Annotated in this window: 18 protein-coding genes; 10 read left to right on the top strand and 8 right to left on the bottom strand. The window is 55.4% G+C overall.

Annotation, left to right across the window (positions count from 1 at the left end; translation table 11 throughout):
* Positions 1-76 precede the first annotated feature (76 nt).
* Entirely contained in the window at positions 77-952 is an 876-nt protein-coding gene (locus INT20_RS04910; protein WP_192537551.1) for a putative RNA methyltransferase, read from the bottom strand.
* A gap of 145 nt (positions 953-1,097) precedes the next feature.
* Positions 1,098-1,844 carry a helix-turn-helix domain-containing protein gene (locus INT20_RS04905; RefSeq protein ID WP_192537552.1) on the bottom strand — a complete coding sequence of 249 codons (747 nt, stop codon included), beginning with the start codon at positions 1,842-1,844 and terminating at the stop codon, positions 1,098-1,100.
* Between the two features lie 137 nt (positions 1,845-1,981).
* On the opposite strand from INT20_RS04905, the gene INT20_RS04900 reads away from it, so the two are divergent.
* Both INT20_RS04900 and INT20_RS04895 read left to right on the top strand, forming a co-directional pair.
* Positions 1,982-5,464, top strand: a complete 3,483-nt coding sequence (locus tag INT20_RS04900) for an acyl-[ACP]--phospholipid O-acyltransferase (protein WP_193055410.1) — start codon at positions 1,982-1,984, stop codon at positions 5,462-5,464.
* Positions 5,465-5,711: 247 nt separating this feature from the next.
* On the top strand, positions 5,712-6,311 hold the full coding sequence (locus INT20_RS04895) for a nitroreductase family protein (RefSeq protein ID WP_192537554.1): 600 nt from the start codon (positions 5,712-5,714) through the stop codon (positions 6,309-6,311).
* A 112-nt stretch (positions 6,312-6,423) separates the two neighbouring features.
* On the opposite strand, the gene INT20_RS04890 is transcribed toward INT20_RS04895, so the two are convergent.
* A complete protein-coding gene (locus INT20_RS04890) occupies positions 6,424-8,319 on the bottom strand; it encodes a mechanosensitive ion channel family protein (protein WP_226912040.1) in 1,896 nt (631 codons plus the stop codon).
* 195 nt (positions 8,320-8,514) lie between these two features.
* On the bottom strand, positions 8,515-10,170 hold the full coding sequence (locus INT20_RS04885; protein ID WP_193055409.1) for an FMN-binding glutamate synthase family protein: 1,656 nt from the start codon (positions 10,168-10,170) through the stop codon (positions 8,515-8,517).
* 229 nt (positions 10,171-10,399) lie between these two features.
* On the opposite strand from INT20_RS04885, the gene INT20_RS04880 reads away from it, so the two are divergent.
* The 5 genes from INT20_RS04880 to INT20_RS04860 all read left to right on the top strand — a co-directional run bounded on the left by INT20_RS04880 (position 10,400) and on the right by INT20_RS04860 (position 16,861).
* A complete protein-coding gene (locus INT20_RS04880; RefSeq protein WP_193056515.1) occupies positions 10,400-12,187 on the top strand; it encodes a S8/S53 family peptidase in 1,788 nt (595 codons plus the stop codon).
* Between the two features lie 208 nt (positions 12,188-12,395).
* Positions 12,396-12,614, top strand: coding sequence for a DUF1656 domain-containing protein (locus INT20_RS04875; protein ID WP_193055407.1), 219 nt, complete (start codon positions 12,396-12,398; stop codon positions 12,612-12,614).
* A 12-nt stretch (positions 12,615-12,626) separates the two neighbouring features.
* Positions 12,627-13,535 carry an efflux RND transporter periplasmic adaptor subunit gene (locus tag INT20_RS04870; RefSeq protein ID WP_193055406.1) on the top strand — a complete coding sequence of 303 codons (909 nt, stop codon included), beginning with the start codon at positions 12,627-12,629 and terminating at the stop codon, positions 13,533-13,535.
* A 3-nt stretch (positions 13,536-13,538) separates the two neighbouring features.
* Positions 13,539-15,620: an FUSC family protein gene (locus INT20_RS04865; RefSeq protein ID WP_193055405.1), complete on the top strand. Its 2,082-nt coding sequence runs from the start codon at positions 13,539-13,541 to the stop codon at positions 15,618-15,620.
* A 104-nt stretch (positions 15,621-15,724) separates the two neighbouring features.
* Entirely contained in the window at positions 15,725-16,861 is a 1,137-nt protein-coding gene (locus tag INT20_RS04860; RefSeq protein ID WP_193055404.1) for an MFS transporter, read from the top strand.
* Between the two features lie 47 nt (positions 16,862-16,908).
* Here the strand turns inward: INT20_RS04860 and INT20_RS04855 are convergent, their stop codons facing one another.
* Entirely contained in the window at positions 16,909-17,487 is a 579-nt protein-coding gene (locus tag INT20_RS04855) for an NAD(P)H-dependent oxidoreductase (protein WP_193055403.1), read from the bottom strand.
* A gap of 182 nt (positions 17,488-17,669) precedes the next feature.
* Here INT20_RS04855 and INT20_RS04850 point away from each other — a divergent pair, with 182 nt between their 5' ends.
* Complete coding sequence (locus INT20_RS04850; RefSeq protein ID WP_193055402.1) at positions 17,670-18,572, top strand: LysR substrate-binding domain-containing protein; 903 nt, start codon at positions 17,670-17,672, stop codon at positions 18,570-18,572.
* A gap of 63 nt (positions 18,573-18,635) precedes the next feature.
* Here INT20_RS04850 and INT20_RS04845 read toward each other — a convergent pair whose 3' ends face one another.
* The 3 genes from INT20_RS04845 to INT20_RS04835 form a co-directional block, all read right to left on the bottom strand.
* Positions 18,636-19,388: a potassium channel family protein gene (locus tag INT20_RS04845; protein WP_018917951.1), complete on the bottom strand. Its 753-nt coding sequence runs from the start codon at positions 19,386-19,388 to the stop codon at positions 18,636-18,638.
* A gap of 286 nt (positions 19,389-19,674) precedes the next feature.
* Positions 19,675-21,180 carry a glycerol kinase GlpK gene (gene glpK, locus INT20_RS04840; protein WP_193055401.1) on the bottom strand — a complete coding sequence of 502 codons (1,506 nt, stop codon included), beginning with the start codon at positions 21,178-21,180 and terminating at the stop codon, positions 19,675-19,677.
* A 113-nt stretch (positions 21,181-21,293) separates the two neighbouring features.
* Entirely contained in the window at positions 21,294-22,016 is a 723-nt protein-coding gene (locus INT20_RS04835; protein ID WP_193055400.1) for an MIP/aquaporin family protein, read from the bottom strand.
* Positions 22,017-22,477: 461 nt separating this feature from the next.
* On the opposite strand from INT20_RS04835, the gene INT20_RS04830 reads away from it, so the two are divergent.
* Positions 22,478-22,906: a DUF2231 domain-containing protein gene (locus tag INT20_RS04830; protein WP_193055399.1), complete on the top strand. Its 429-nt coding sequence runs from the start codon at positions 22,478-22,480 to the stop codon at positions 22,904-22,906.
* A complete protein-coding gene (locus INT20_RS04825; protein ID WP_193055398.1) occupies positions 22,903-24,309 on the top strand; it encodes a PQQ-dependent sugar dehydrogenase in 1,407 nt (468 codons plus the stop codon). The genes INT20_RS04830 and INT20_RS04825 overlap by 4 nt, the downstream gene beginning before the upstream one ends.
* The last annotated feature ends 68 nt before the right edge of the window (positions 24,310-24,377 follow it).

Here is a 24,377-nt window from a genome sequence, read left to right as displayed (position 1 = left end):
GCCTTGTTGCGTTTGGGTTCAGTAAAGTTGTAACCAAACCAAACAAGCCGCCAACCACGGCTTGCCTGCCCTTCTTCTATGCGTTTTTAATCCATTTATTCACTCGCACATCAACACTCACGGTGAGTGTCTCCAGTGCTGCCGCTCTTTCGCGGCCCTCAGCGCTTGCCCGATAAAGATGCGGGGTCATGGCCAGCAGATCCGCAATGGACTCTTTACCATTCAGTGTGAGCGAGTAACTGACCGTTTCAGCTACTTGCGCAGTGAATCCTTCCGGCACTAACTGCTCACCACTGCGCTCAGGCTTGAGCGTTGGATAAATGATTTCGCGCAGCTCGCGCAAATGATTTGCGCCTGCTTCTACCTGTAACAGTATCCCCCCCGGCTTGAGCACCCTGGCAAACTCGCTCATCACGTGAAAGCCGAACATGCATAGCAGCCTATCCAGCGAGGCAGATTGCACAGGCAAGTTAGCGTTACTGCCTACTACCCAAGTGGCAGACGGGTCTTTTTGACGACCCTGCTCTTTATGAAAACTCTGTTTGGCCGAGGCCATGGCCGCCCATTTGGAAATATCCAGGCCAATCAGCTCAAGCTGGGTATTATCAGATGCCGCCTGGGCCAGCTGGCGCAAGTAATAGCCCTCACCACAACCGGCATCCAGACAGCTAAGCGGCATATCTTCCGGCGCGCCGCTCAAGGCAGCGTGATTGATAGCGTCTGCAATGGGCTGATAATACCCGGCATTCAGAAAACGCTGTCGGGCAGACACCATGGCCTTGCTATCGCCTGGGTCGTTTGAACGCTTGTTTTGAACCGGCAAAAGGTTCACATAGCCCTGTTTGGCAATATCAAAACTGTGCCCGGCCGCGCAGCGCCAAGCGCCTTCGGCTTGAGTCAGCGGGTCGCCATCAAGCGGGCAGGCCAGGGCTTTAAACGCGGTTCTATTCATAAAGAAAGCTACGGTTGCTGAAAAGATAACGGGTCATGATGAGTCTCTGCGAACAAGGCAACGATAAAAGGTGGGCAGTTTACCTGACCGCGTCAGTACGTACTAACACGCCGTCGTTGCTTGTTGCCCACTCGCCTTCATCACTCTATTGTTGCGGAAGCTTACGCGCATAGCCCTTGAACAACCCATGCTGCCACTGGCGCACCGCGAGCACCGAGGTAGTACCAAAGCGCTGAGTGATGGGCAGGCTGCTTTCCCGTTCACAGAGTTCATGGAACTCCTTGGCCAGCCGCTGCATGATCTGTTGCCACTCGTCGTTACCCGCCCGGGAGAGCAGGCCGTTGAGGACCAGCAGCTTTTCGCTTTCGCTGTCAAAACGTGAGCGAAAAAAGTCGTTGGCAATATGTTGCTGGAAGAACTGCTGAATAGGGCCGCCAGGCCGCCAGCGAAAATTAGGCGCTACTCTGCGTTTAATTCGGTTACCCGGCAACAGCTGGATAAGGGCAAGCCGTTCAAGCTTAAGCAGTTGCTGGGTGCATTCCGCTTCGCTTAGCTGATACTGATGATGAATCTCAGCAAAGCTATAACCATTGATTACGCAAACGGCAATCAAGAATAGCTTGGGGTCGTCAGCAATACTCTGCTCTTGTGCCTGGGTAAGCTCTTGCAGGCGGCGCTCTTCGGTTTGCATGGTCTGCACCAGCTCGGCAAATTCAAGGTTGAGCTGCTCACAGATGCATTCAAGGCGTGCTAACGTGATATTGCGTTCAGCAAAAAGCCGCTTAACTGAGGCTTCGCTTAATCCAAGCCACTGAGCCACATCGGCGTAGGTTTTTCCCTGCATTCGCAGTTGGCGCTTTAAAGTATTAAGCAGTGAGTCGGTTTGAGACACAGCGACCTCCTGGCGTAAAGTATCGAATAACGATACTTTACCGCACAAATAACGCAACTCATCTTTAAAAGGTTGCGTAAACCAGAGCTATAAAGGAAAGTCCGATGACTTCGAGACGCAAACAAGGCTAACGAACCATGCAACGACTGCTCCGCACGCCAGGTGCCTGGCCTTATCTCATCGCTATCTTTCTCAATGCCTTTATGGATTTAGGGCATAAGATTGTGATTCAAAATACAATCTTCAAAAGCTACGATGGCACCGTCCAGATAGTCTTGACGGCGCTGGTGAACGGGCTGATTCTGCTGCCCTTTATCATGCTGTTCAGCCCTGCCGGTCATGTCGCCGATACCTACCCCAAAGTGCGCATTCTACGCTTTTCGGCGTGGGCAGCGGTGGCCATTTCACTGGGTATTACCGCCGCTTACTACCAAGGCTGGTTCTGGCTCGCCTTCGCCATGACGCTACTTCTGGCGATTCAGTCAGCTTTCTACTCCCCGGCCAAATACGGCATGGTCAGAACCCTGTTTGGTAAGCCGCGTCTGGCAGAAGCCAATGGCCTTATCCAGGCGCTTACCATCGGCGCTATTCTGGCCGGCACAGTGATTTTCACCGCCTTCTTCGAAACCTGGACACCTCTTGCGAACCAATCCCCTGACCAACTGTTGCGCCAAATTGCCCCGCTAGGCTGGTTGCTGGTGGTTAATAGTGTGATTCAGGTGCTGGCTCTTTACCGCTTGTCACTGGATGCCCCACCCACGCCAGGCACGCCGCTTACCTGGCAGCGCTACATTAAAGGCAGCGCTCTAAAAGACAATCTACGCCTGGTGGCATCGCAGCCCGTATTAAAGCTTTCGATTATTGGTCTGGCCACGTTCTGGTCGGTCGGCCAGGTGCTGCTGGCGGCTTTCCCCGCCTATGCCAAAGGTGCTCTAGACATCGGTAACACGCTGGTGCTTCAAGGTATTCTCGCGGCCAGCGGTATCGGCATCGCACTGGGCTCGGTACTCGCCAGCAAGCTTTCCCGCAATCGGATTGAAACGGGTTTGATTCCCGTTGGTGCCCTGGGCGTGGCCGTTGGCTTGTGGTGCCTGCCGCTCCTCACGTCGCCGCTTGGTCAGGCGCTGAACTTTGTGTTTATCGGCTTGATGGGTGGGCTATTTATCGTGCCGCTCAATGCGCTAATCCAGTTCCATGCCGCTGACAATGAGCTGGGTACCGTGCTGGCCGCCAATAACTGGATTCAAAACCTCGCCATGCTGGGCTTTTTGGTGCTCACGGCGCTATTCGCTTTAGCGGGCGTGGATAGCCACTATCTACTGCTATTGATTGCCAGCGTAGCGATGATCGGTGGCGGCTACACCATCGTTAAGCTGCCCCAGAGCCTGGTGCGCTTTTTACTCGGTTTTCTGCTTACCCGACGCTACCGGGTGGATGTTCACGGCCTGGAAAACATGCCCGCCCAGGGTGGCGTGCTGCTACTGGGCAACCATATCAGTTGGGTGGATTGGGCCATGGTGCAGATCGCCAGCCCCCGGCCGGTACGCTTTGTGATGCTTAAAAGCATTTATCAACGCTGGTATCTACGCTGGTTCTTTAAAGCGCTGGGCTGTATTCCGATTGAACGCGGCGTTGGTGCCGAGCAGGCGCTGACAGCGGTCGCCGATCAGCTCAACGCCGGTGAAGTGGTGTGTCTGTTTCCGGAAGGCGCCATCAGCCGCACGGGACAACTGGGCGAATTCCGCAAAGGCTATGAGCGCGCCTGCAAGATGGCCAACCCCGACGTCAAAATCGTTCCGTTTTATCTGCGCGGACTATGGGGCAGCCAGTTCTCGCACTCCTCCAGCAAATTGAAAGAGCTGCGCTATGCGCCGCTGCACCGCTCAATCGTTGTGGTGTTTGGCCGCACGCTACCTAAAGAGACCCCGGCGGACGTGCTTAAACGGCGCATTTTCGAGCAGGCTACCCGCTCCTGGCAGCTTTCGATGGAAAACCTGCATACCCTGCCGGATGCCTGGATACGCAGCGTCAAGCGCCGCCCCGGCCAACTAGCCCTGGCTGACACCATCAGTCGCCCGCTGAGTGCCGCGAAGGCGTTAACCGCCAGCATTCTGATGGCCAAACGTATTCGCAAGCAAAGCAAAGCGCAAAACGTTGGCCTGCTGCTGCCCACCAGCAGCGCTGGCGTACTTGCCAATATGGCGTCACTACTGGCGGGTAAAACGGTAGTTAACCTCAACTACACCGCAAGCCAGGAGGCGCTGGCGTCTGCCTTGGCACAAGCGGAGATTGAAACCGTTTATACCTCGCAGCGCTTTGTCGAAAAGCTTGAACAGCGCGGGCTGAATATTGCCGAGCTGCTTGCCAAGCAGAATGTTGTCTACCTGGAAGCGCTGCAAGCCTCAATGGGTCGGGGTGAGCGCCTGTTTACCTGGCTTTCAGTGCGCCTACTACCTACGGGGCTATTGCGCCTGCTTTATTGCCGAGCGCATGACGCCGAAGCCACCGCAGCCATTCTTTTTTCCAGCGGCAGCGAGGGGCAGCCGAAAGGGGTAATGCTCAGCCACCGTAACCTGATGGCCAACGTGAAGCAGACCTCCGACGCGTTGAACACTGAACATAACGACGTCATGCTGGCCTCACTCCCGCTGTTTCACGCCTTTGGCCTAACGGTTACCCAGTTCTTGCCCTTGATTGAAGGTCTACCGCTGGTGTGTCATCCCGACCCGACCGATGCCGTGGGTATCGCAAAAGCAGCAGCCAAGTATCAAGCGACCATCATGTGCGGCACATCCACGTTCCTGCGCCTGTTTACGCGTAGCTCCAAGGTTCATCCGCTGATGCTGGATAGCATAAGAGTGGTGGTGGCCGGGGCGGAAAAGGTCGACGACAGCGTACGCAGCGCGTTCCAGCTTAAGTTTCATAAGCTGATTTACGAGGGATACGGCGCAACGGAAACCTCCCCCGTGGCGGCGGTCAACCTGCCCGACGCACTGGATATCAACTATCTGCAGGTTCAGCGTGGCGCCAAGGTAGGAAGTGTGGGCATGCCCTTGCCCGGCACGAGCTTCAAGATTGTTGACCCGGAAAGCTTTGCAGAGCTCTCCACGGGTGATGCGGGCATGATTCTGATCAGCGGTCCCCAGGTCATGCAGGGCTATTTGAATGACCCGGCACGCACCCACGCTGCGCTGTGCGAAATTGACCATCAGCAGTGGTACGTGACTAACGATAAAGGCTATCTAGACGAGGATGGCTTTTTAACCATCGTTGACCGCTACTCGCGGTTTGCCAAAATCGGCGGCGAAATTGTCGGCCTTGCCGCAGTAGAACAGGCCGTGAAAGCCACGCTGAACGACCCGGACACGGCCATCATGGCGGTCAACATACCGGATGCAAGTAAAGGCGAGCGAATTGTGCTGCTATCCGAGACACCGCTGGATGCTAAAACGGTCAGGGCCGCGATGCTGGAAAATAGCATATCGCCCATGATGTTACCCAGCTACTGGCTAACGGTAGATACCCTTCCCCGCCTGGGTTCTGGCAAGCAGGATATCGCTGGAGCCAAGCGCTTGGCACAGGAAAAACTAGCCGAAAATGAGAAGCAGCCAGCGCCTTAGCCCAGGCAACCGTGTGTCGGCAGTTTAAGAAGTAGCACGTGTTCACCCCGAACACAGACAGCGCTTCAGCCTTGAGGCGCTACCTGATCTTATCGGCTGAACCTCGGTGTAAATTAGTAGATTTTATTCACTGAAAGCGCTGAGTTTTATCCATGGTTTCTAAATTGATTGTGTATTAGATTGCTACTGGCTATTTCGAGGTAGGGTGTTTCCTCGAAGCCCCATACCCGAAACTAAGGAACGCGTTATGCCCAACCCCGCGATCAATATTTACAAGCAGCGCCGCAGTCAATATGTCATCGGTAAAGATATCCCCATTAGCCAGACTGTAGTAACCGCGCTGATCAAGGAAGCCGTCAAGCAGGCGCCTACCTCGTTCAACTCACAAAGCTCGCGTGCGGTGATTTTGTTCAATGAACAGCACGACAAGTTCTGGCAGCTAGTCATGGATACGCTGCGCAAGATCGTACCGGCTGACTCTTTTGAGCCTACCGAGAAAAAAATTAATAGCTTTGCCGCCGGCGCGGGCACCGTCCTGTTTTTTGAAGACCAGGATGTGATCAAAGGGCTGCAAGACAAATTCCCGCTCTACGCTGACAATTTCCCTGTTTGGTCAGAGCACGCTACGGGTATCGCCCAATTTGCCGTGTGGACAGCGCTTTCAGAAGCCGATATCGGCGCCAGCCTGCAGCACTATAATCCCATCATCGACGACGCCGTATTTGAAGCGTGGGATCTACCGTCTTCCTGGAAGCTGCGTGCCCAGATGCCTTTCGGCTCTCATGAAGCGCCGTTCGGTGAAAAGACCTATATGAATGACGAAGAACGCTTCCGCGTCTTCTCCTAAGCAGCAAAGCCTCCCCGTATAGAAGCGCCTTACCGCCCGCTGGCGTATTCAAACCAGCGGGCGGTAACGTTTAAATACGGCATTTATACCAAGACGTTAGCCGCCCCTGACCTTACGAAGCGGGCTTTTTATTTGAGCTGTCCGTATCGTTAGAACTTTCCGACTCATCTGTATAGCGCGCGCTTTCTGTCTCGCCCGAGCTTTCTGATTCGTCGGAACGTTCTTCGTCTGATGAATCGGATGCTGCATCCGCGCTTTCTTCATGCTCAGACTGGTCCTCGTCTGAATGCTCTTTCTGCTCGGCATCTGCCTTTGACGCAGCCTTCTTGGGCCTTTCACCTTTGGCCACATCGTTATGGCTGATCACCATAACTTCGCGAGGCCACCACTCTGGATGTTGATCGCGAATAAATGTCATCAGCTTTTCTCGAACATTCATTTCCGCGGTCCAGCCGGAAAGCGGGTCAGACGTCATCAAATAGCAGGTAATGGTCTGGGCCGTGGCAGTCTGCCCCGTGACATAGCAGAGCAGCTTATGGTGCTCGACCACACTGTCCTCTTCCTTGGCAACAGCCAGAAACTTTTCTCTGATCACTGAAATATCGGCGCTTAAGTGAAGAATCAGCTCCAGGCCGCGGTATATTTTGGCGCTTTTAACCGAGAGGTTTTCAAAGGGTTTGGAGGTAAAGTAGGTGACCGGCACGATCAGCCGCCGATCATCCCATACCCTCAAACGGATAAACGTATAGAAAATGCCCTCTACATAGCACCACTGCCCTTCGAACATCACCAGGTCGCCGATACGAATCGGTTTAGCAAGCGACAGCTGAAAGGAAGACAGGATATTGCCCAGCACCGTTTGCCCGGCAATACCCACGAGTACCGCCAAGACGCTCGCCGAGGCTAAAATCGATAACCCCAACGTTTCAAAGAGCTGGATCTTGCTTAAAACATAAATCGAAACGCTGATTACCGTAAGCAGAATGATGCCCCGGCGTAAGGCGTATAACGAGGTTAAAAGCTTACGCTCATCCTTGGGTTTGGTGTCGTCAATTTCCCCCACCAGGCGGCGCGTCATGCGCAGCATAATGGTATCTATCAGGCGAAGCGCAATGGTACCGAGGCTCCAGGCCAGTATGGCGATCAATACAATCCGAAAAGTGGTTGTGGCGACAGCGGAAAACGATACGACGTAGTCGAGCAGCGTTTGGGTCACCAACGACATCATGATCAAGGCCATCGGACCTTTAATTCGCGCAGCGAAGATGCTTCGTGCCCCGCTCGGCAGCAAGCGTGCCATCAGCTCAACCAAGTGGTAGCTTCCCCAACCCACGAAGGTAATCACCAACAGAAAAATCGGAATGGCGATCCATTCCCATATCTTGAGCATCCCAAACGATGCCTTTAAGCTGCTGGGAACATACTCTTCCAGCATTGAAGGACCGTATTCTTCATAAAGATCCGGGATATAGGTGATGCTGTCTGGCATGATCAGCCAGACCGGATCCTGGTCATCTAACCGGTAGCGCCCCAGGCGAATATCGTAGTCCTGGCCTTCTATTTTCAGCGACGCAAGCTCAATATCTCGGCGCGGCTGGCCCGCCAGGGGGTTTTGCCCGGTAGGGTCTTCAACAGCGGCGTCCTGACGACCGGAAAGGTTTGAGGCATTCATCCACTCACCGCGCCGCAATACTTCGGCTAACTGACGGGTCAACAACGCGCCTTGGCTCTGCTGCTCTTCCGCTGACAGGTCATTAAGATTCAATACGTGTGCCGCTTCGGCAAACTTTTCCTCGTTGGTTAACCTCAAAAAACTGCGTATCGACTCACGCGGGGTTGCGCGTCGAACGTCGTCAGGCGTCTCATCCAACCCTTCATTTAGCGTACTAATCGCGAACCAACGGCTATCCTGGTCTTCTTCTCCCTGAGATTGCGCCGTGCAGAGGCTGGAAAATACCAATGCTATTACCAGCACTATCCATGTAGGCCACGAGCCGTGTGCTTTCATAATTACTTTATCCATTGAGGTGAGCCGACGTTTGTCCACCAACGTTCAGTAGGTAACACTGTTTTATCCGTGTCAGTGGTGAAACGAATTACAGCCTACCTATGTGGATCAAGCAAGCCAAAGCCTGACCGTCTTATCAGCTTAGTCAGGCTTTAGTCCTACCCAGGCGGCGCTAACGTGCCTTACGCCTAAGCTTTACTCCAGCTTGGTAAGCCGCAGTCGGGCAATTCTGGAAGAGGGCAAAAATGAGTCTGACCGGGCATCTTCCCAGTACTGCTTAAAAACCGTGTGTTCGCATTTTCCAGTGAGCAGCTCATCAGGCTTTAAAAAAGTAAACATCTGGTCGTACGACTGAATCTCATTTTCTGACACCCGGCGAATAATATGCTCAGGCCCCAGCTCACTAGGATGGCTAAGCCCGGCGGCACCCAGCATTTCCGCCAACGCTTTTAAGGTATTGCGGTGAAAGTTGTATACGCGGTCTGTTTTGTCGGCAACATCCAAATGGCGGCTGCGGTTGGGATCCTGAGTAGCCACGCCGCTTGGGCACTTATCGGAGTGGCAGTTGAGCGCCTGGATACACCCTAGAGAAAACATGAACCCCCTGCCCGCATTACACCAATCGGCCCCCAGCGCCATGGTGCGGGCAATATTAAAGCCGGAGGTAATCTTGCCTGCCGCGCCAATTCGAATCTCCTCGCGAAGCCCAGCGCCCACCAGCGTGTTGTGCACCAGCGTTACAGCTTCGGTGAGCGGCACCCCCATACGGTTGATAAACTCAAGCGGCGCAGCGCCGGTTCCGCCTTCACCGCCATCCACCACAATAAAATCCGGCCTTTCACCGCTTTCCAGCATGGCTTTAACGATCGCAAACCACTCCCAGGGGTGACCAATCGCCAGCTTGAAGCCAACCGGTTTGCCGCCGGAAAGCGTGCGCAGCTGGCCAATAAAGCTCATTAACTCCAGCGGGGTTGCGAACGCTGAATGGGCGGCAGGAGAAATCACATCCTGGCCCATAGGCACTTCTCTTGCCTCAGCAATCTCGGCGGTTACCTTGGCTGCGGGCAATATGCCCCCGTGGCCTGGCTTGGCGCCCTGAGAAAGCTTGATCTCGATCATCTTAACCTGATCATCCGCTGCGTTGGCGGCAAAGCGCTCGGCGTTAAACGTGCCGTCCTCATGGCGACAGCCGAAGTAGCCGGAGCCTATTTCCCAGACCAAATCACCGCCATGCAAGCGGTGGTAGCGAGAGATCGAGCCTTCGCCCGTGTCGTGATAAAAGCCACCCTTGTAAGCGCCGGCATTCAGCGCCTCGATGGCATTACCGGAGAGCGAGCCAAAGCTCATCGCCGAAATATTAAACACGCTGGCAAAGTAGGGCTGGCTACAGCGACGATCGCCCACCTGAACGCGAAAGTCAGCGTCTTCAATGGTATGGGGAAGCAGCGAGTGATTAATCCACTCATGGCCCGGCTGATACATATCCCGAAGCGAACCAAAGGGCTTCTTGTCGCTCTCGTTTTTAGCGCGCTGATAGACCACGGCACGCTGCTCGCGGGAAAAGGGCCGTTCATCCAAATCCGACTGAATAAAGTACTGGCGTATTTCCGGGCCAATCGACTCCAGAAAATACCGAATATGCGCCAGCACAGGATAGTTACGGCTCACCGTGCGCTTACGCTGGCGCACGTCATGTAACCCAAGCAATACAAGGCCACCAAACACCACTACACCCAATAACCATATAAGCGAGAAGGACAGCCCTATGAGTGAAATAGCCAACAGACACCAGCAGGCAACAAAGGCAACGTTACGCAGTGGCAGGCGGGTGAGTCCTCTTGCTTCAATCATGTGCGCTAAAACTCCTTGGGGGGCGGATTAATCATTAGCAAAGTAATGACTAGCATAACGTACGCGGCAACCATAAAGGTAAGTTGAGCATTAAGTGTCGTACGAATGCAGCTGCTGGGAGGACAGCGTATTCATGTTCCATTCAGCGAATACGTTTATGCTACGTGCAGCCAATCGAATACCCATTGGGTTGAATGCCATTGTGTTGAATGCCGTCTGGAGCATGAGTATGACAGTAAAATATTGTGGCGCGGGCCGCCTGGTTGCTGCGCTGACATTGGTGTTAATAGCGACTAGCGCAGCTGCTGAGCAGCCTTCACAGGGTGAGCAACCTTTACGAGTTGAACAACTGCAACGCTGTGGCAATCTGCTGGCGATGGATATTCAAGAATTCTGCCTGCGTGTCAGCGGGCTGCATGACACCGATTTTCAAGTGAAGCTCAACGGCACCCCACTTCACGCAGAAGGCCTTGACCACGATGGAGATCGAGTGCGGGTGCGCATCAATAGCGCCGATGTGCAAAGCGGTCCTCTGTGGTTCGAGCAGCACGAACAGTCCAGCAATCCGGTTTGGGTCAGCCTCAGAGGCAGCCATGTGCTGGCGGCCACGGATCAAGAGACCGCCAAGAACATGGATGACATTACCACCTACGTGGATCTGATCAGTCTGATCATTGAAGAAGACTACGACGGTGCTGAGGAGGCCCAGCGGCTGGCAGAAAAATACGGCGCTGAAGTCGTCGGCATGATCCCGCCGCTCAATACCTATCAATTGCGCTTACCCGTCGACAACCTGGAGGAGCGCGATGCGTTAGTACTCAGGTTAGGCAGCGAGGTCAGCATCGATGCGGTCGTCGTCGAAGAATCCGGCGCAGAAGAAAGCAATGAGAGTGAGGCGAACAGCCCACCTGCGGCGGATGACCAGGAGTGGGCATCCAATCGCTTTCTGGATGCAGTGAACTATTACCAGCGGCGTCTACCGCGCCAGAACGGGGATATCGAGACGCAGCCCATACGCATCGGCGTCATTGAACGAGAAGTCGACTTTGATGCGCCGGATTTTGCCGATTACCTGGGCAACTGCCGTAAAGATTCGTCAAGAACCTGTGTTTATGCACGCGATGCCGCCACGCCCGATGGGCACGGCACCACGGTTGCCGGCGTTTTGGCCGCGGCCTGGAATGAAGGCGGCAACAGTGGTTTTCTACGCGGCTTGGACGAGGTAGGCCCTGGCTTTGATGTGATTGTGGACCGCAATTCAGATGCAGGCATTACCGCCAATGTCGCCGCCTCGGTGAACCTTGTGGAAGACGGTGTCCGAGTGCTCAACTGGAGCTGGGGCATCCACCGGGTAGGCGCTACCGACATTAACGGCGACGAGGTTGATTCATTAGTGCGCTCAGGCATCGCCATGAGCGGTTACGAGGAACTGCTTGAAGAGTTCTTCTTATGGCTGCGCCGAGAACATCCAGATGTGGTGGTCGTGAACTCAGCGGGCAACGCATCATCATTTTCTGGGAGTGATGATTATCGGCTGCCCTCCTCGTTCGTGACCGAGCAGCTGTTCGTGGTGGGTGGGCATGAGCGCAGTGATGAGGACGTCCCGGTGGAAGATCCCCGTTACGTGATCAAACGTGAAGCATCGAATATCGATATGCGCGTGGATATCACTGCGGCGGCCTGTGTGCGCGGATCTTCCCTGATAGAGGGCGAGCAAGGCGAAGCCCACTGTGGAACCTCCTACGCAACCCCACTGGTGGCCGGCCTGTTGGCCGCAATGATGTCGATAGATCCAGAACTCACGCCAGCGCAGTTACGCATCCTGCTCCGCCGCGGCGCCATGACCATCGGAGAAGAGTACGATTTCGAGCCGACTGATGCCGATGATCTGACCGCACCAATTTTACCGTCAGAACGCGCCAATGACCTGAATCATCCGGATATTGGCCTTTCCGCTCGGCTGAATATGTACAAGACGCTGGATCTAACGGTGCAGAGTCTGGAACGAGACCGCTAGGCTATCTAGAACGACTTAGACTAGAACGACTCAGAAAAGCCCACTCCCCGGGGGTGGGCGATCATCGCGAAGGCGCTTCTCGACCTATCGCCGTCAGGCAAAATCAACGTAAGCTCTCTATGCTATAAGAGTAAACCATCTGGCATCGATCAGATAACTCACCCAGCGCTTGTCTCTTTACATGACTTAACGCCACATCAAGGATGTTATGGGTCTTCAAGAAATCGCCTTTGGCGGCATTTATCTCAGCCCCTTACTGATTTACGCATTGATTGGGTTTGTCGCGACTTTAGTGACTCGCTCCTTGCTTCATTGGATAGTCGGGCAGACTCCGCTGTGGTACGAGGCATGGTTCGACATCTCTCTTTTTGTCATCTTCACAGCCGCCACCACCTTTATTTTCACCATTTTGCTTGAAAGCCCTTAAGAGAGACCCTTAATGCGCCCTTCGCTACGTATTCTGATCACCCTTGTTATTGTCGCGATTGCCATTGCCGCCGGTGCCTGGCTATGGCGCTACTACCTTTATACGCCTTGGACACGCGACGCCCGCGTGCATGCTGAAGTCGTCACCATTGCCCCCGATGTCTCCGGCTGGGTACGCACCCTTAATGTGGCCGATACCGATTACGTTGCCCAGGGCGATACGCTGTTCGAAATCGACGATGCGCGCTATCAAGCGGCAGTAGATAAAGCCCAGGCAACGGTGGAACACCGCCAGGCAACCCTTGAGCTCAATCGGGCCGAAGAAGGTCGCCGCAATCAGTTGCGCAACAGCCGCGCGATCAGCGCCGAAGACCAGCAGGTTGCCCAGGTGAATTCGCGCATTGCCGCCGCCGACCTTCAGCAGGCGGAGGCTGATCTAGCAAGCGCCCAGCTAGATCTGGAGAGAACCCAGATTACCGCGCCGGTCAGTGGGCATGTACTTAACGTGCAGTTTTCGGCCGGTAATTACGTCAATCGTGGCAATTCGGTGCTGGCGCTGATCGCCGCCAACTCCTACTACATAGTGGGCTATTTCGAAGAAACCAAAATGGCCACGATTAACGTCGGCGATCCGGTGGACGTCGTTTTAATGAACGGCGACACGCACCTCAATGGCCATGTAGCGGGAATAGGCCGAGGCATTGCCGACAGCAACACCAACCTGAACCAGCAGTTGCTGCCCCAGGTCTCGCCTACGTTCAACTGGGTGCGCCTGGCGCAGCGCATCCCGGTGCGCATCGCCCTGGATGACATTCCCGATGAAACGCTGCTGAGCGTAGGCATGACGGCTACGGTTAATGTCCGCCCTGCAAAGCGCCCTGCCGAGCGCTCTCCCGAAACCCAAAATGAACGGCCTGAGTAACCCATGTCGCCGTTCGTTCAAACGTATCTAATGCCCAACGCCACGGCGGTCAAATTTGCCATCAAGACCACCCTGGCGATGATGCTCGCGCTTTATGTGGCGCTTTTTTTTGATCTGGAGCGCCCCTACTGGGCGCTAATGTCGGCGGCGTTTCTCCAGATCCGTCCGATGAGCGGCATGGTGATTGAAAAAGGCATCTGCCAGCTGGGCGGCACCTTTATCGGTGCCGTGGCGGGCATCGTTATCATGGCTCTGTTCGCTCAGGCGCGTATACCCGCGCTGATTACTCTGACCGGCTGGATCATGCTGTGCACCTATGTCGGCTCGCTGTGGCGTAACAACTACACCTACGGCTGCCTGATGGCTGCGGTAACCGCCATGCTGATTGTGGTCATTTCCAGCGGCAGCACGCCTGCGGGGATTTTCGATATCGCAGTGGCGCGCCTTGCTGAACTGGGGCTGGGCGCGGTTTGCGCAATGCTGGTCAGCTCGCTGCTATGGCCATCCCACGTGGGAACCCACCTGGCGACCCAAGCAGACAGCGTGATCAACGAAGCCTTCGAGCATGCCGCCCTGCGCTTAGAGGCAAGCGACGACATTCCTGCCATGCAGAAGGCCCTGCGCGGCAGCCTAGGGCCGTTAACCCTTCTTGAATCCGATAGTCAGGCGGCCCGCTTTGAAGGCCCGGTAGGCCCTGGCCGCGTGCGCGCAACCCATGTACTCACCCGGCGCACGCTGCGCTTTTTGGCTAATTTGCAGGCGCTGCATCAACTCATGCACGACCATGCCGACCGGCTTGATCCACAAAGCCTTGAGCTTGCCTGTCAGGTGGCTCAGGGGTTTCGTGAGGCCGAGCACGACAAAGGCGTTGCAGAAGCCAGAAAAACGCTTCAAGCGCTACGCCATCGGGTACATGAAAATAACGACGAGACCAGCTTGGCACCGCTGGATCGCCGCCTGCGTCTGGGGCTACGTGAGTCCATTGGCCACGCCATGGTGATGCTTGATGCCCGCGAAGCGATCGCCTCCCCGGGGCGCTATCAATTGCGCTCGTCTCCGCTGGCCTGGCATCGCGACCACCTGGCGGCGGGTATCAATGCGTTACGCTCAGGGATTGTGTTCTCGCTGCTCGCGGTTTTCTGGATTGTGACCGCCTGGCAGAGTGCCATGATCGCCATGATGCTGGGCACTCTGTTTTCGGCCTTCTTTGCCAGCCGTGACAACCCCATAGCGATTACCATGATGTTCTACAAAGGCATGCTGGCGGCCATTCCCAGCGCGTTTTTGTTCGGCCATGTGCTGCTTTCTCAGGCCAACGGCTTTCCACTACTGGCGCTGATTTTCGGGACACCGCTATTTTTAGGCCTGTTAGGTGCGACCAACCCGGCCACGATGGGCTACTGTCTGGCCTTTACCATCTTCAATATCCTGCTGACGATGCCCGGCAACGGCATGGACTTCGCTTTCGATAGCTTTGCCAACCGGGTCGTTGCAGTGGTAATCGGCCTGAGCTGCGTCGTCATGGGCTTTCGCCTGCTGCCGGGGCTGGGAACTCGGCTTAGGCGGCGGCGCCTGATCAAGGCAATATCCAACGATATTCACGAGCTTAGACGGCGCTCCATTCGCGACGCCGAAACCCGGTTCAGCGGCCATATGGCCGACCGCCTGCTGCACCTGGCTCAGCACGACGATATGCTGCCCGAAGAACAGCGCCATCTGTTTATTCTTGGCCTGACCGGGCTTGATTTAGGCACCGCCACCCTGCGCCTGCGCGACCGGCTTGACGATGCGCCGCATCCACTTATTCGTGAAGCGCATCAAGATGTGCTGCGCGCGTTAGCGGTCGGCTTTGAAGACAGCGCGACCGGCCATGCGCCGCAAGGCATTCGTGAAGCGGGAAAACGGCTGGAAGATGCCATTGCCACCCACGGCGATATCCCCGCCGACCGCCGCGTCTTGCTGGAAGGCCTGATTGAGCGTCTGGAACTCTCGCTTGAGCGCTTGGCGCGCATTATGGCCGAGCGCCCGCAGCGTGAGCCTCAACCGCCGGCCAAGCCCTTTACTCAAGAAGTAAAAGACCACTAAACAAGTGATAGAAAGCGGCTTATTCAGTAGGGATGCAAGCAAAACCGCTGGTTCTAATTCGGAAGACGCGACGGAAGTTGGTCACTTGGCAAAGGAGGTGCTGCATGTCTCGTCCACGCAGGGTCTGGCTTGCGGTAGCCGCCATGTTCTTTCTCAATGGCGGGCTGTTCGGCACCTGGGCTTCGCGCATTCCTACGGTGGCATTGCAGCACGACCTGGATGGCGGGCGGCTCGGCCTGCTGCTGCTCGTGCTGGCCTCCGGCGCGCTGATCTCGTTTCCGTTGGCGGGCAGAGCCTCGGATACTTTCGGTGCTGCGCGCGCCACACTCGCGATTGCAGCCGCCTATACCCTTGCTCTCGTGTTGATCGCTTGCGCTTTCGACCTCTGGCTAACGGCGGCGGCGCTGTTTCTGTTCGGTGCTGGCCACGGCGCCATGGATGTCACCATGAACAGCTGGGCGGGCGAGGCAGAGCGCTTTATCGAAAAGCCGGTCATGTCATCGTTACATGCCATGTGGAGCCTGGGCGCGGGTGTCGGTGCCGCGGCAGGCTATATGACGATCAGCCTGGAACTGTCGCTGCTTACCCACTTTTTACTTATCGGCATCGTGATGTATGTGAGCATGATCTGGCTTGCGAGTATCGGCTGGCAATCTGAAACGCGGCCACGTCAGGCGGGTGCAAAACGCTTCCCTTTGCCTCATGGCGTTCTCCTCTGGGTCGGGATTATTGCCCTGTGCGCCTCGCTCGGCGAAGGCGCCATCGCCGATTGGAGCGCGCTGTTTCTGGTCACCGTTACCTCGGCGACCACCGCCCAAGGGGCGATAGGATACGCCGTATTCTCGCTGGCAATGGTCATCATGCGTTTGATCGGTGGCAGCGTGATCTCTTGGCTAGGCCCGACCAACGCGGCACGCTTTGCCGGGTGCTCAGCCACCATCGGCGTGCTTCTCGCCGTCATTCCCGCCACTTTCATGGCAGCGCTGCTTGGCTTCTTCTTTCTGGGTATCGGCTACGCGCTCATCATGCCGCTGGCATTTTCGCGCGCGGCCAATGACCCCGATACGCCACCTGGTGTCGCCATCGCAAGCGTAGCGACGCTAGGCTATGGCGGCATGCTGCTCGGGCCGCCGTTGATCGGCTTTACCGCCCACTTCATCTCGCTGCACTATGCATTTGGAATACTTGGCCTGCTGGCACTGTGCATCGTGTTTATTGCTTCATCGCTTGAGCGCTTCTAGCGCCTGTTTCTACACGCGCAGATGCCACCTAGGCCGGGGCAGATTGTTTAGCTGAACAGGCGCGCTAGGTGATCGGCATAGGCCGCCATATCACGCTCAACGTCCGGCGCCTTGATGACATCGTTGGCGATAAACGTGGGCAGCGCTTCCAGGCCAACAAACTCCTGAGACTTGTGGAACGGGAAGTAAACGCCATCGACACCGCGCCCTTCAAAGAAGTTATCCGCTTCATCAAAGGCGGCCAGCGGCGCGTTCCAGGTGAGCGAAAGCATATAGCGCCGCCCTTGTAATAAGCCGCCGCTGCCGTACTGCTTGGTAGGGTCCTGGCGTGAGCGGCCGTCGCTTGCGTAGAGCGAGCCGTGCCCGGCGGTGAAGACTTCATCAATGTAGCGTTTAACGCTCCAGGGCGCGCCCATCCACCAGCCCGGCATCTGATAGACGATGGTGTCCGCCCAGAGGAATTTTTCCACCTCGGCCTCTACCTCGTAACCCTGTTCAATCACCGTTTCGCGAACCTCATGGCCCTGCTCGGCTAACGTACGCCACGCGACATCATGCAGAGTATTGTTGAGTTCACCGCCAGAATGGGCGAACGGCTTACCGCCATTGATTAACAAAATCTTCATCGTTAAAAACCTCTTACCCAATAGATGACCTTACCTGTCGATGGGCGATAGTCCCACCTGCATGGCTTGAATGTTGGCTATTATGGGATGCTCACCGACATGGAAAAACCCGCCCCCTGGCAAGAGACTTTTGATATAAAATCAACAAACATGTGTTAACCGAACAGGTGCGAGTAACGCTCATGAAAACCACGCTTGAAGAGCAGCAGGCATTTATCACCGTGGTGGACAGCGGCTCGATCACCGGCGCCGCCGAACGGTTGGGCATTACGGTGTCAGGCGTCAGCCGGGCGCTTAATCGCCTGGAACGCAAGCTTGGCGCTACTCTGCTGCGCCGAACCACGCGGCGCCTGGAGCTAACCGAAGAGGGCGAAACGTTTTTAGATCACTGCCGGCGCATTTTAACCGCAGTAGAGGCCGCGGAAGAGTCGGTTCAGGATCACCACGGCCAGCCTCAAGGGCGGCTGCGGGTGAACGCCGCGCCCAGCTTCATGCAGTTCGTCATTGTGCCAGTGCTTGGTGAGTTTCGCGCCCGCTACCCAGGCATAACGCTACAGCTGGACACCCACGACCGTTTTGTAGACCTGCTGGAACAGCGTGTGGATTTAGCCATTCGTATTGGAGAGCTTGACGACTCATCGCTGCATGCACGGCGCCTGGGCCATAGCCCGCTTCGTATTCTAGCAAGCCCCGCTTACCTTAAGCGCGCGGGCACTCCACAAAGCATTGAAGACCTTGAGCGCCACAGCCTGCTCGGCTTCAGCCAGCTTGACCACCTTAATCGCTGGCCGCTGCGCCGTGCCGATGGTGAATACTTACGCATTACGCCCGCCCTCTCCGCCTCCAGCGGCAGCACGCTGATTGAGCTCGCGCTTAAAGGCGAAGGGATCGTCTGTCTAGCCGACTTCATGACCATCACGCCCCGCAAGGCAGGTGCATTGGTCGATGTACTGCCCAATCATACCGAACGTCAAATGCAGGCCGTCAATGCCGTCTACTACCGTCAGGCCACGCTATCCCAGCGCGCCCGGCTGTTTATGGATTTTCTGGCCGAACGCCTGCCGGGGGAGTATTTGCAGGGCTAAAACTGTCAGTAGTGAATTAACTAAAGTATCCAGCCATTCTGAACCTGACGCCCGATATTCCCTTTAAGAACTGTGCTTATTTTGCAGCGCATCGCTAAATGCGGCGGCTAGAATGCCTGTGGGCATGGCGATAATCCCGATGCCTGCCACTGCGGTTAGGCCTGCAAAAAACTTACCCAGTGCGGTAATCGGCGTGACATCGCCATAGCCCACGGTGGTCAGGGTAGCGATGCTCCACCATAACGCGCGTGGTACGCTGCCAAAGGCTTCCGGCTGGGCGGCAGCTTCCACCACATATAGGCAGCAGGATGAAAACAGCAGTAACAAACCTGCCACTCCGGCACTTAGCAACAGCTCATGGGTGCGCGATTTAAGAGCGCTCGCCAAGGCCGACCACGCCTGACTAAACCGCCCCAATCGCGCCAAGCGTAATATGCGCGCCAAACGCAGCAGCCGCAGTAGAAAGGCGTTGTTATGAGATATGAAACCCAGGAAGAAAGGCAGAATGGCGAGCAAATCCACCAGCGCCCAAAACGAGAAAATATAGCGAATACGCCCTGTAACACCGCGATAACGCGGGTCTTCACCTATCGCATACAGCCGCAGCAGATATTCAATCGTAAATGCACCGACAAACACAGCCTCCAGTACTGTAAATAGCCCTGGCGCCATCGCTCGAAGTGCCGACTCGGTTTCCAGTATAGCGGTAAGGGAGGCAAGCAGAATTAACACACAGATAAGCTGATTGAGTTTCGACAACCCCTTCTCATGCCAGGCTTCAGGTGCTAACTGGTGATAGAGTTCGGCTTTATTCATGCCCTCGCTCCAGCGGGCGCTGGTTGACGCAAATCAATCGATGTACTGCCACGGTGGCATAAATATTCAGGCGCTTCTTCCCTTGGTCATCTCGAGCTTTGGGCTTTTTAATGGTTATAACCACTTTATTATTAACTACATCCAAGTAAACCCGAAGGCACAATCGATTGTAAAGAAAAAGGCATGGCGACTTGCCGGTGATTAGCGACGCGCTATCGATGCCTTTAACGCAAAGCCCCGGCCTGGGCCGGGGGCTTGTCAAACATCTGAGCTTGCAGCGTCGAGCTTAGGACTCTACGTGAAACGCCATGGTCGCGTTGACGGCTTTTTTCCAACCCGCATAGAGTTCGTCGCGCTTTGCATCTTTCATCTGTGGCGTAAAGCGCCGCTCTAACGCCCACTGTTCGACGATTTCATCGCGTGATTTCCAAAACCCGACGGCGAGCCCGGCGAGATAAGCCGCACCCAGCGCGGTGGTCTCGCTCACTTCGCAGCGCAGTACGTCCACCCCCAGTATGTCGGCCTGGAACTGAGCAAGAAAATTATTGGATATCGCCCCGCCATCGGTGCGCAGCTCGGTCAGCGCAATATCGGCATCCGCCTGCATGGCTTTGAGAACATCGGCGCTTTGATAGGCAAGCGATTCTACCGCCGCGCGCACAAAGTGCTCTTTTTGGGTGCCTCGCGAAAGCCCAAACATGGCGCCGCGCACGTTGGAATTCCAGTAAGGTGCGCCCAGGCCAGTAAAGGCAGGCACCATATAAACGCCGTCATTGTCTTTAGCGCGCGTGGCGTACGCTTCAGAATCAGACGCCTTGCCCAGCATTCTCAGGCCATCACGCAGCCACTGGATAACGGAGCCCGCCACAAACACGCTGCCTTCCAGTGCATATTCCAGCGTGCCGTCCACTTCCCAAGCAACCGTAGTAAGAAGGCCGTTCTTGGAGGGCGTGGCGTGGGTGCCGGTGTTCATTAGCGTAAAACAGCCGGTGCCATAGGTGTTTTTCGCCATACCCGGTTTAAAGCAGGCCTGGCCGAACAGTGCGGCGTTTTGGTCGCCAGCGATACCGGCAATCGGCACCTCCTGGCCCATCAGAAACTTAGGCAGCACATTGCCGTAGATTTCACTGCTAGATTTAATCTCGGGCAGCATCGACTCCGGCACGCCGAAGAGCGCTAGCAGCTCCGGGTCCCACTGTCGATCACGGATATTAAACAGCATCGTGCGGGATGCGTTGCTGACATCGGTCGCATGCACGGCACCGCCGGTCAGGTTCCACACCAGCCATGAATCGATGGTACCGAATAGCAGGTCGCCCTTTTCGGCTTTCTCTTTAACGCCCGCTACGTTCTCGAAAATCCACTTCAACTTGGTAGCAGAGAAGTAAGCGTCAATCACCAGGCCGGTTTTATCGCGAATCATATCGGCGTGGCCAGCTTCACGCAGATCATCACAGATTTCGGCGGAGTGACGCGACTGCCAGACAATGGCGTTATGCACGGCCTGACCAGTATGTTTGTCCCATACCACGGTGGTTTCACGCTGGTTGGTAATACCGATGGAAGCAATTTCGGAGACATCGACGCCGCTGTTATTAATCACCTCGGTCAAGGTGGTCAGCACGCTGGTCATGATTTCGCGGGGGCAATGCTCGACCCAGCCAGGGCGAGTAAAAATCTGTTCGAACTCGTGCTGCGCTACGCTGGCTATCCGGCCTTCATGGTCAAATAGCATCGCCCGCGAGCTGGTGGTACCTTGATCAATAGCGAGGACGTAGTTTTTCTGGCTCATGAAATGCCTCTCAAGCGTTAACGTTAAACGATTATTTTAAAATCAAATCAGCAGGCTGATTTAATAAACCCGAGCGATTTAATAACCCCGGCGATTTAATAACCCCGGCGATTTTAATAAACATAGGCGGCAAGCCCGGCAAGCACACTGCCGATAGCGGGCCCGAGCACGGGCACCCAAGCGTAGGACCAGTTACTCGTCCCTTTATGCTTGATGGGGAGAAGCGCGTGGGCGATACGCGGCCCCAAATCCCGAGCAGGATTAATCGCGTAGCCTGTTGGCCCCCCTAGCGAAGCACCGATCGATACTACCAGCAGAGCCACTGCCAGCGGGCCAAGCCCAGACGGCGTATGACCAAACATGATAATGACAAACACCAGCACAAACGTGCCGATGATCTCAGTGACCAAATTCCATCCATAAGCCGGGATGGCCGGGCCTGTAGAGAACGTTGCCAATATACTTGAAGCGTTTTCGGTAGCATCGTAATGCTTTTTATAGGCCAGGTAGCAAACGGTTGCACCCAACCAGGCACCGATAACTTCAGCGGTAAAGTAGGCGCTGGTGGTCACACTGTTGATAGGAATACCGGGGGCATACTCATTCGCTGGACCTACCAGCAACGCAAGCGTAACGGCGGGATTTATATGCGCGCCGGTGTCGTAGGCGACATAAACCGCGCAAAAAACCGCTAGCCCCCAACCAAAAAAGATAACGACACTATCGCTACTGTTAGCGTTGGTTTTGTTCAACAGTACGTTAGCGACTACTCCACACCCCAGCAGCGTTAATACGGCCGTACCGGCTATTTCGTGTAGAAAAATTGTTTCAAGCATTGCCACTCAGCTACCCCGTTTGACCGACTCGTCACTCTTTGAAGCAGCCGGATGTTCTATTTTGAAAATTCGTTTTCTTTTTTGGCATCCTATAGCGGGTATTTAAAAAAACAATATAAAAAAACGAACACAATCAGATAACAACCATATCCAGTTGATTATAAATATATTTTTAATAAATATAGACATTAGTTTAAGACGCAATTATTGAACGAAATCACCATGATCTTGTTCATCGATAACGCCAACATTGTCAATTAACGAACATTTAAGACTGGACAGTTATCGAATAGTGGACTTCTGTACGTATGTTTATGAAAGCGTAAACGCCGTTAGTTTTGGGTTCGTAAAACGTGACCTATACTCAGGTTGGCAGCGATTAAGCTGCCCACCCCAAGTCCGTATTGAAAACGGGCCTGACCACGCTTTTTTTGGGGTCACTTATCAAGGAGGAACGTGCTATGTCGAGGTCTACACCGACGGCCTATCTAAGCGGAATCCATCCGCTCCATGCCCTATTACTTGCGAGTACTTTTCCACTTTTTCTTGGCGCCACATTAAGTGATTACGCTTACTCGAAAAGCTTTCATATCCAGTGGAGCACGTTTTCTTCCTGGTTAATTGCTGGAGGGCTTGTTTTCGCAGGCCTAGCTTTTCTATGTGCGATTATCGGCCTGTTTCGTGCCGAGCATCGCCGCGGGCTTATGCTGGTTTATCCATTGCTCTTGCTGGTCATCTGGGTACTCGGCTTTATCAATGCGCTCGTTCATGCCCGTGATGCCTGGGCCATGATGCCCACCGGCCTTATTCTTTCGATCATCGTTACCGTACTGACCGTCGCGGCGATCTGGATCGGTTTTTCTCGGCGCACCGTCGGAGCAACGTCATGAAATATTTCGCACTTCGTTATACAACGCCTTTGGCACTGCTGCTGGCTGCCAGCGGCGCTAATGCTTTTGATGTAGAACAGCCTTTCGGCCCTAACCCCACGCTTCCCGAACCGCAGCGCGGGCTGCTGCCAGACATGACGGTTCCCGAACCCGCCGAATGGGGCGGCCAGCTGCCTACAGTGCCCGAGGGCTATACCATCACCAGGATCGCTTCTGATCTCAAGGTGCCCCGGCAAACCATCATGCTACCCAATGGCGATATTCTGGTGGCGGAAGGTAGCGGCGGTAATGCACCGGCATTAAAGCCCAAGGATGTGATCGCTGGGTATATCAAGGACCAAGGCAACACCGCTGTAGAGGGCGGCGACCGCTTAACCCTGCTACGCGATGACAATGGCGACGGCAGCTACGAACAGATGATTTTCGCCCAAGACCTTAACGCGCCTTATGGGCTGGCTCTGATAGACAACAACCTCTATGTGGCCAACCAGGATGCGCTGGTGCGCTTTGATTATGACGAGGGCCAAACAGAGGCCAGCGGGCCGCCAGAGGTCATTGCGCAACTGCCCTCAGCGATCAATCACCACTGGACCAAGGCGATGACCGCCAGCGCCGATGGGCAGTTTGTTTATGTCGGTATCGGCTCGAACAGCAATATTACCGAGCGGGGCATGGAGGCGGAGGTTAATCGCGCCGAAGTGTGGGAGATCAATGTCGACACGGGCGCGCACCGCCCCTATGCCACCGGCCTGCGCAACCCCTCAGCGCTAGCCACCCAACCCGATACCGGCACGCTTTGGGCAGCGGTTAACGAACGTGACGAACTCGGTCCGGACCTGGTACCTGATTATATTACCTCGGTTCAGGAAGGCGGTTTTTATGGCTGGCCCTACAGCTACTGGGGGCAGCATGTTGACCCTCGCGTACGCCCGGAAGATCCTGAAAAAGTGGCATCCGCTATTGCACCGGACTACAGCCTTGGCTCTCACGTAGCCCCGCTTGGCCTGGCTTTTTCTACGCCCGCCATGGGCGAAGAGTACGCCGAGGGCGTTTTTGTAGGTGAGCACGGCAGTTGGAACCGCGCGGACCCGGTTGGCTACAAGGTAAGCTTCATCCCCTTTAGCAACGGCCAACTTGCTGACAGCGACCCGATTGATTTTGCCAGTGGGTTTCTTACCGATGATGGCAGAGCACTTGGCCGCCCGGTCGGTGTCACTATTGATCCGGATGGCGCGCTTATTATTGCCGATGACCTGACCAATGCGATTTGGCGGGTTACGCCGGATAATCCGCCCGCCCCACCGGAGCAGGAGCCTGAAGCAAACGCTTCTGAGCCAGAGGAGCCCGAGCCAACATCCACCGAACCACCCGAGCAGCCATCAACGCCCCAAGAGGCTGACTAACCACCAAGCGTCGGGCAGGTACTCCCTGCCCGTCGCTGCTTCATCACGCTGTCTCAAACGGTGAATGC

This window comes from Halomonas citrativorans, from assembly GCF_014898005.1.
GTDB classification, from domain to species: domain Bacteria; phylum Pseudomonadota; class Gammaproteobacteria; order Pseudomonadales; family Halomonadaceae; genus Vreelandella; species Vreelandella citrativorans.
This window is presented reverse-complemented; position numbering and strand designations above follow the sequence as displayed.

Coding starts and splice junctions, on each gene's coding strand:
- INT20_RS04885 (WP_193055409.1), bottom strand. CDS start 10,170: ATGATTGAAGCAAGAGGACTCACCCGCCTGCCACTGCGTAACGTTGCC.
- INT20_RS04845 (WP_018917951.1), bottom strand. CDS start 19,388: ATGAATAAAGCCGAACTCTATCACCAGTTAGCACCTGAAGCCTGGCAT.
- INT20_RS04900 (WP_193055410.1), top strand. CDS start 1,982: ATGCAACGACTGCTCCGCACGCCAGGTGCCTGGCCTTATCTCATCGCT.
- INT20_RS04895 (WP_192537554.1), top strand. CDS start 5,712: ATGCCCAACCCCGCGATCAATATTTACAAGCAGCGCCGCAGTCAATAT.
- INT20_RS04910 (WP_192537551.1), bottom strand. CDS start 952: ATGAATAGAACCGCGTTTAAAGCCCTGGCCTGCCCGCTTGATGGCGAC.
- INT20_RS04860 (WP_193055404.1), top strand. CDS start 15,725: ATGTCTCGTCCACGCAGGGTCTGGCTTGCGGTAGCCGCCATGTTCTTT.
- INT20_RS04830 (WP_193055399.1), top strand. CDS start 22,478: ATGTCGAGGTCTACACCGACGGCCTATCTAAGCGGAATCCATCCGCTC.
- glpK (WP_193055401.1), bottom strand. CDS start 21,180: ATGAGCCAGAAAAACTACGTCCTCGCTATTGATCAAGGTACCACCAGC.
- INT20_RS04890 (WP_226912040.1), bottom strand. CDS start 8,319: ATGAAAGCACACGGCTCGTGGCCTACATGGATAGTGCTGGTAATAGCA.
- INT20_RS04825 (WP_193055398.1), top strand. CDS start 22,903: ATGAAATATTTCGCACTTCGTTATACAACGCCTTTGGCACTGCTGCTG.
- INT20_RS04875 (WP_193055407.1), top strand. CDS start 12,396: ATGGGTCTTCAAGAAATCGCCTTTGGCGGCATTTATCTCAGCCCCTTA.
- INT20_RS04880 (WP_193056515.1), top strand. CDS start 10,400: ATGACAGTAAAATATTGTGGCGCGGGCCGCCTGGTTGCTGCGCTGACA.
- INT20_RS04835 (WP_193055400.1), bottom strand. CDS start 22,016: ATGCTTGAAACAATTTTTCTACACGAAATAGCCGGTACGGCCGTATTA.
- INT20_RS04870 (WP_193055406.1), top strand. CDS start 12,627: ATGCGCCCTTCGCTACGTATTCTGATCACCCTTGTTATTGTCGCGATT.
- INT20_RS04855 (WP_193055403.1), bottom strand. CDS start 17,487: ATGAAGATTTTGTTAATCAATGGCGGTAAGCCGTTCGCCCATTCTGGC.
- INT20_RS04865 (WP_193055405.1), top strand. CDS start 13,539: ATGTCGCCGTTCGTTCAAACGTATCTAATGCCCAACGCCACGGCGGTC.
- INT20_RS04850 (WP_193055402.1), top strand. CDS start 17,670: ATGAAAACCACGCTTGAAGAGCAGCAGGCATTTATCACCGTGGTGGAC.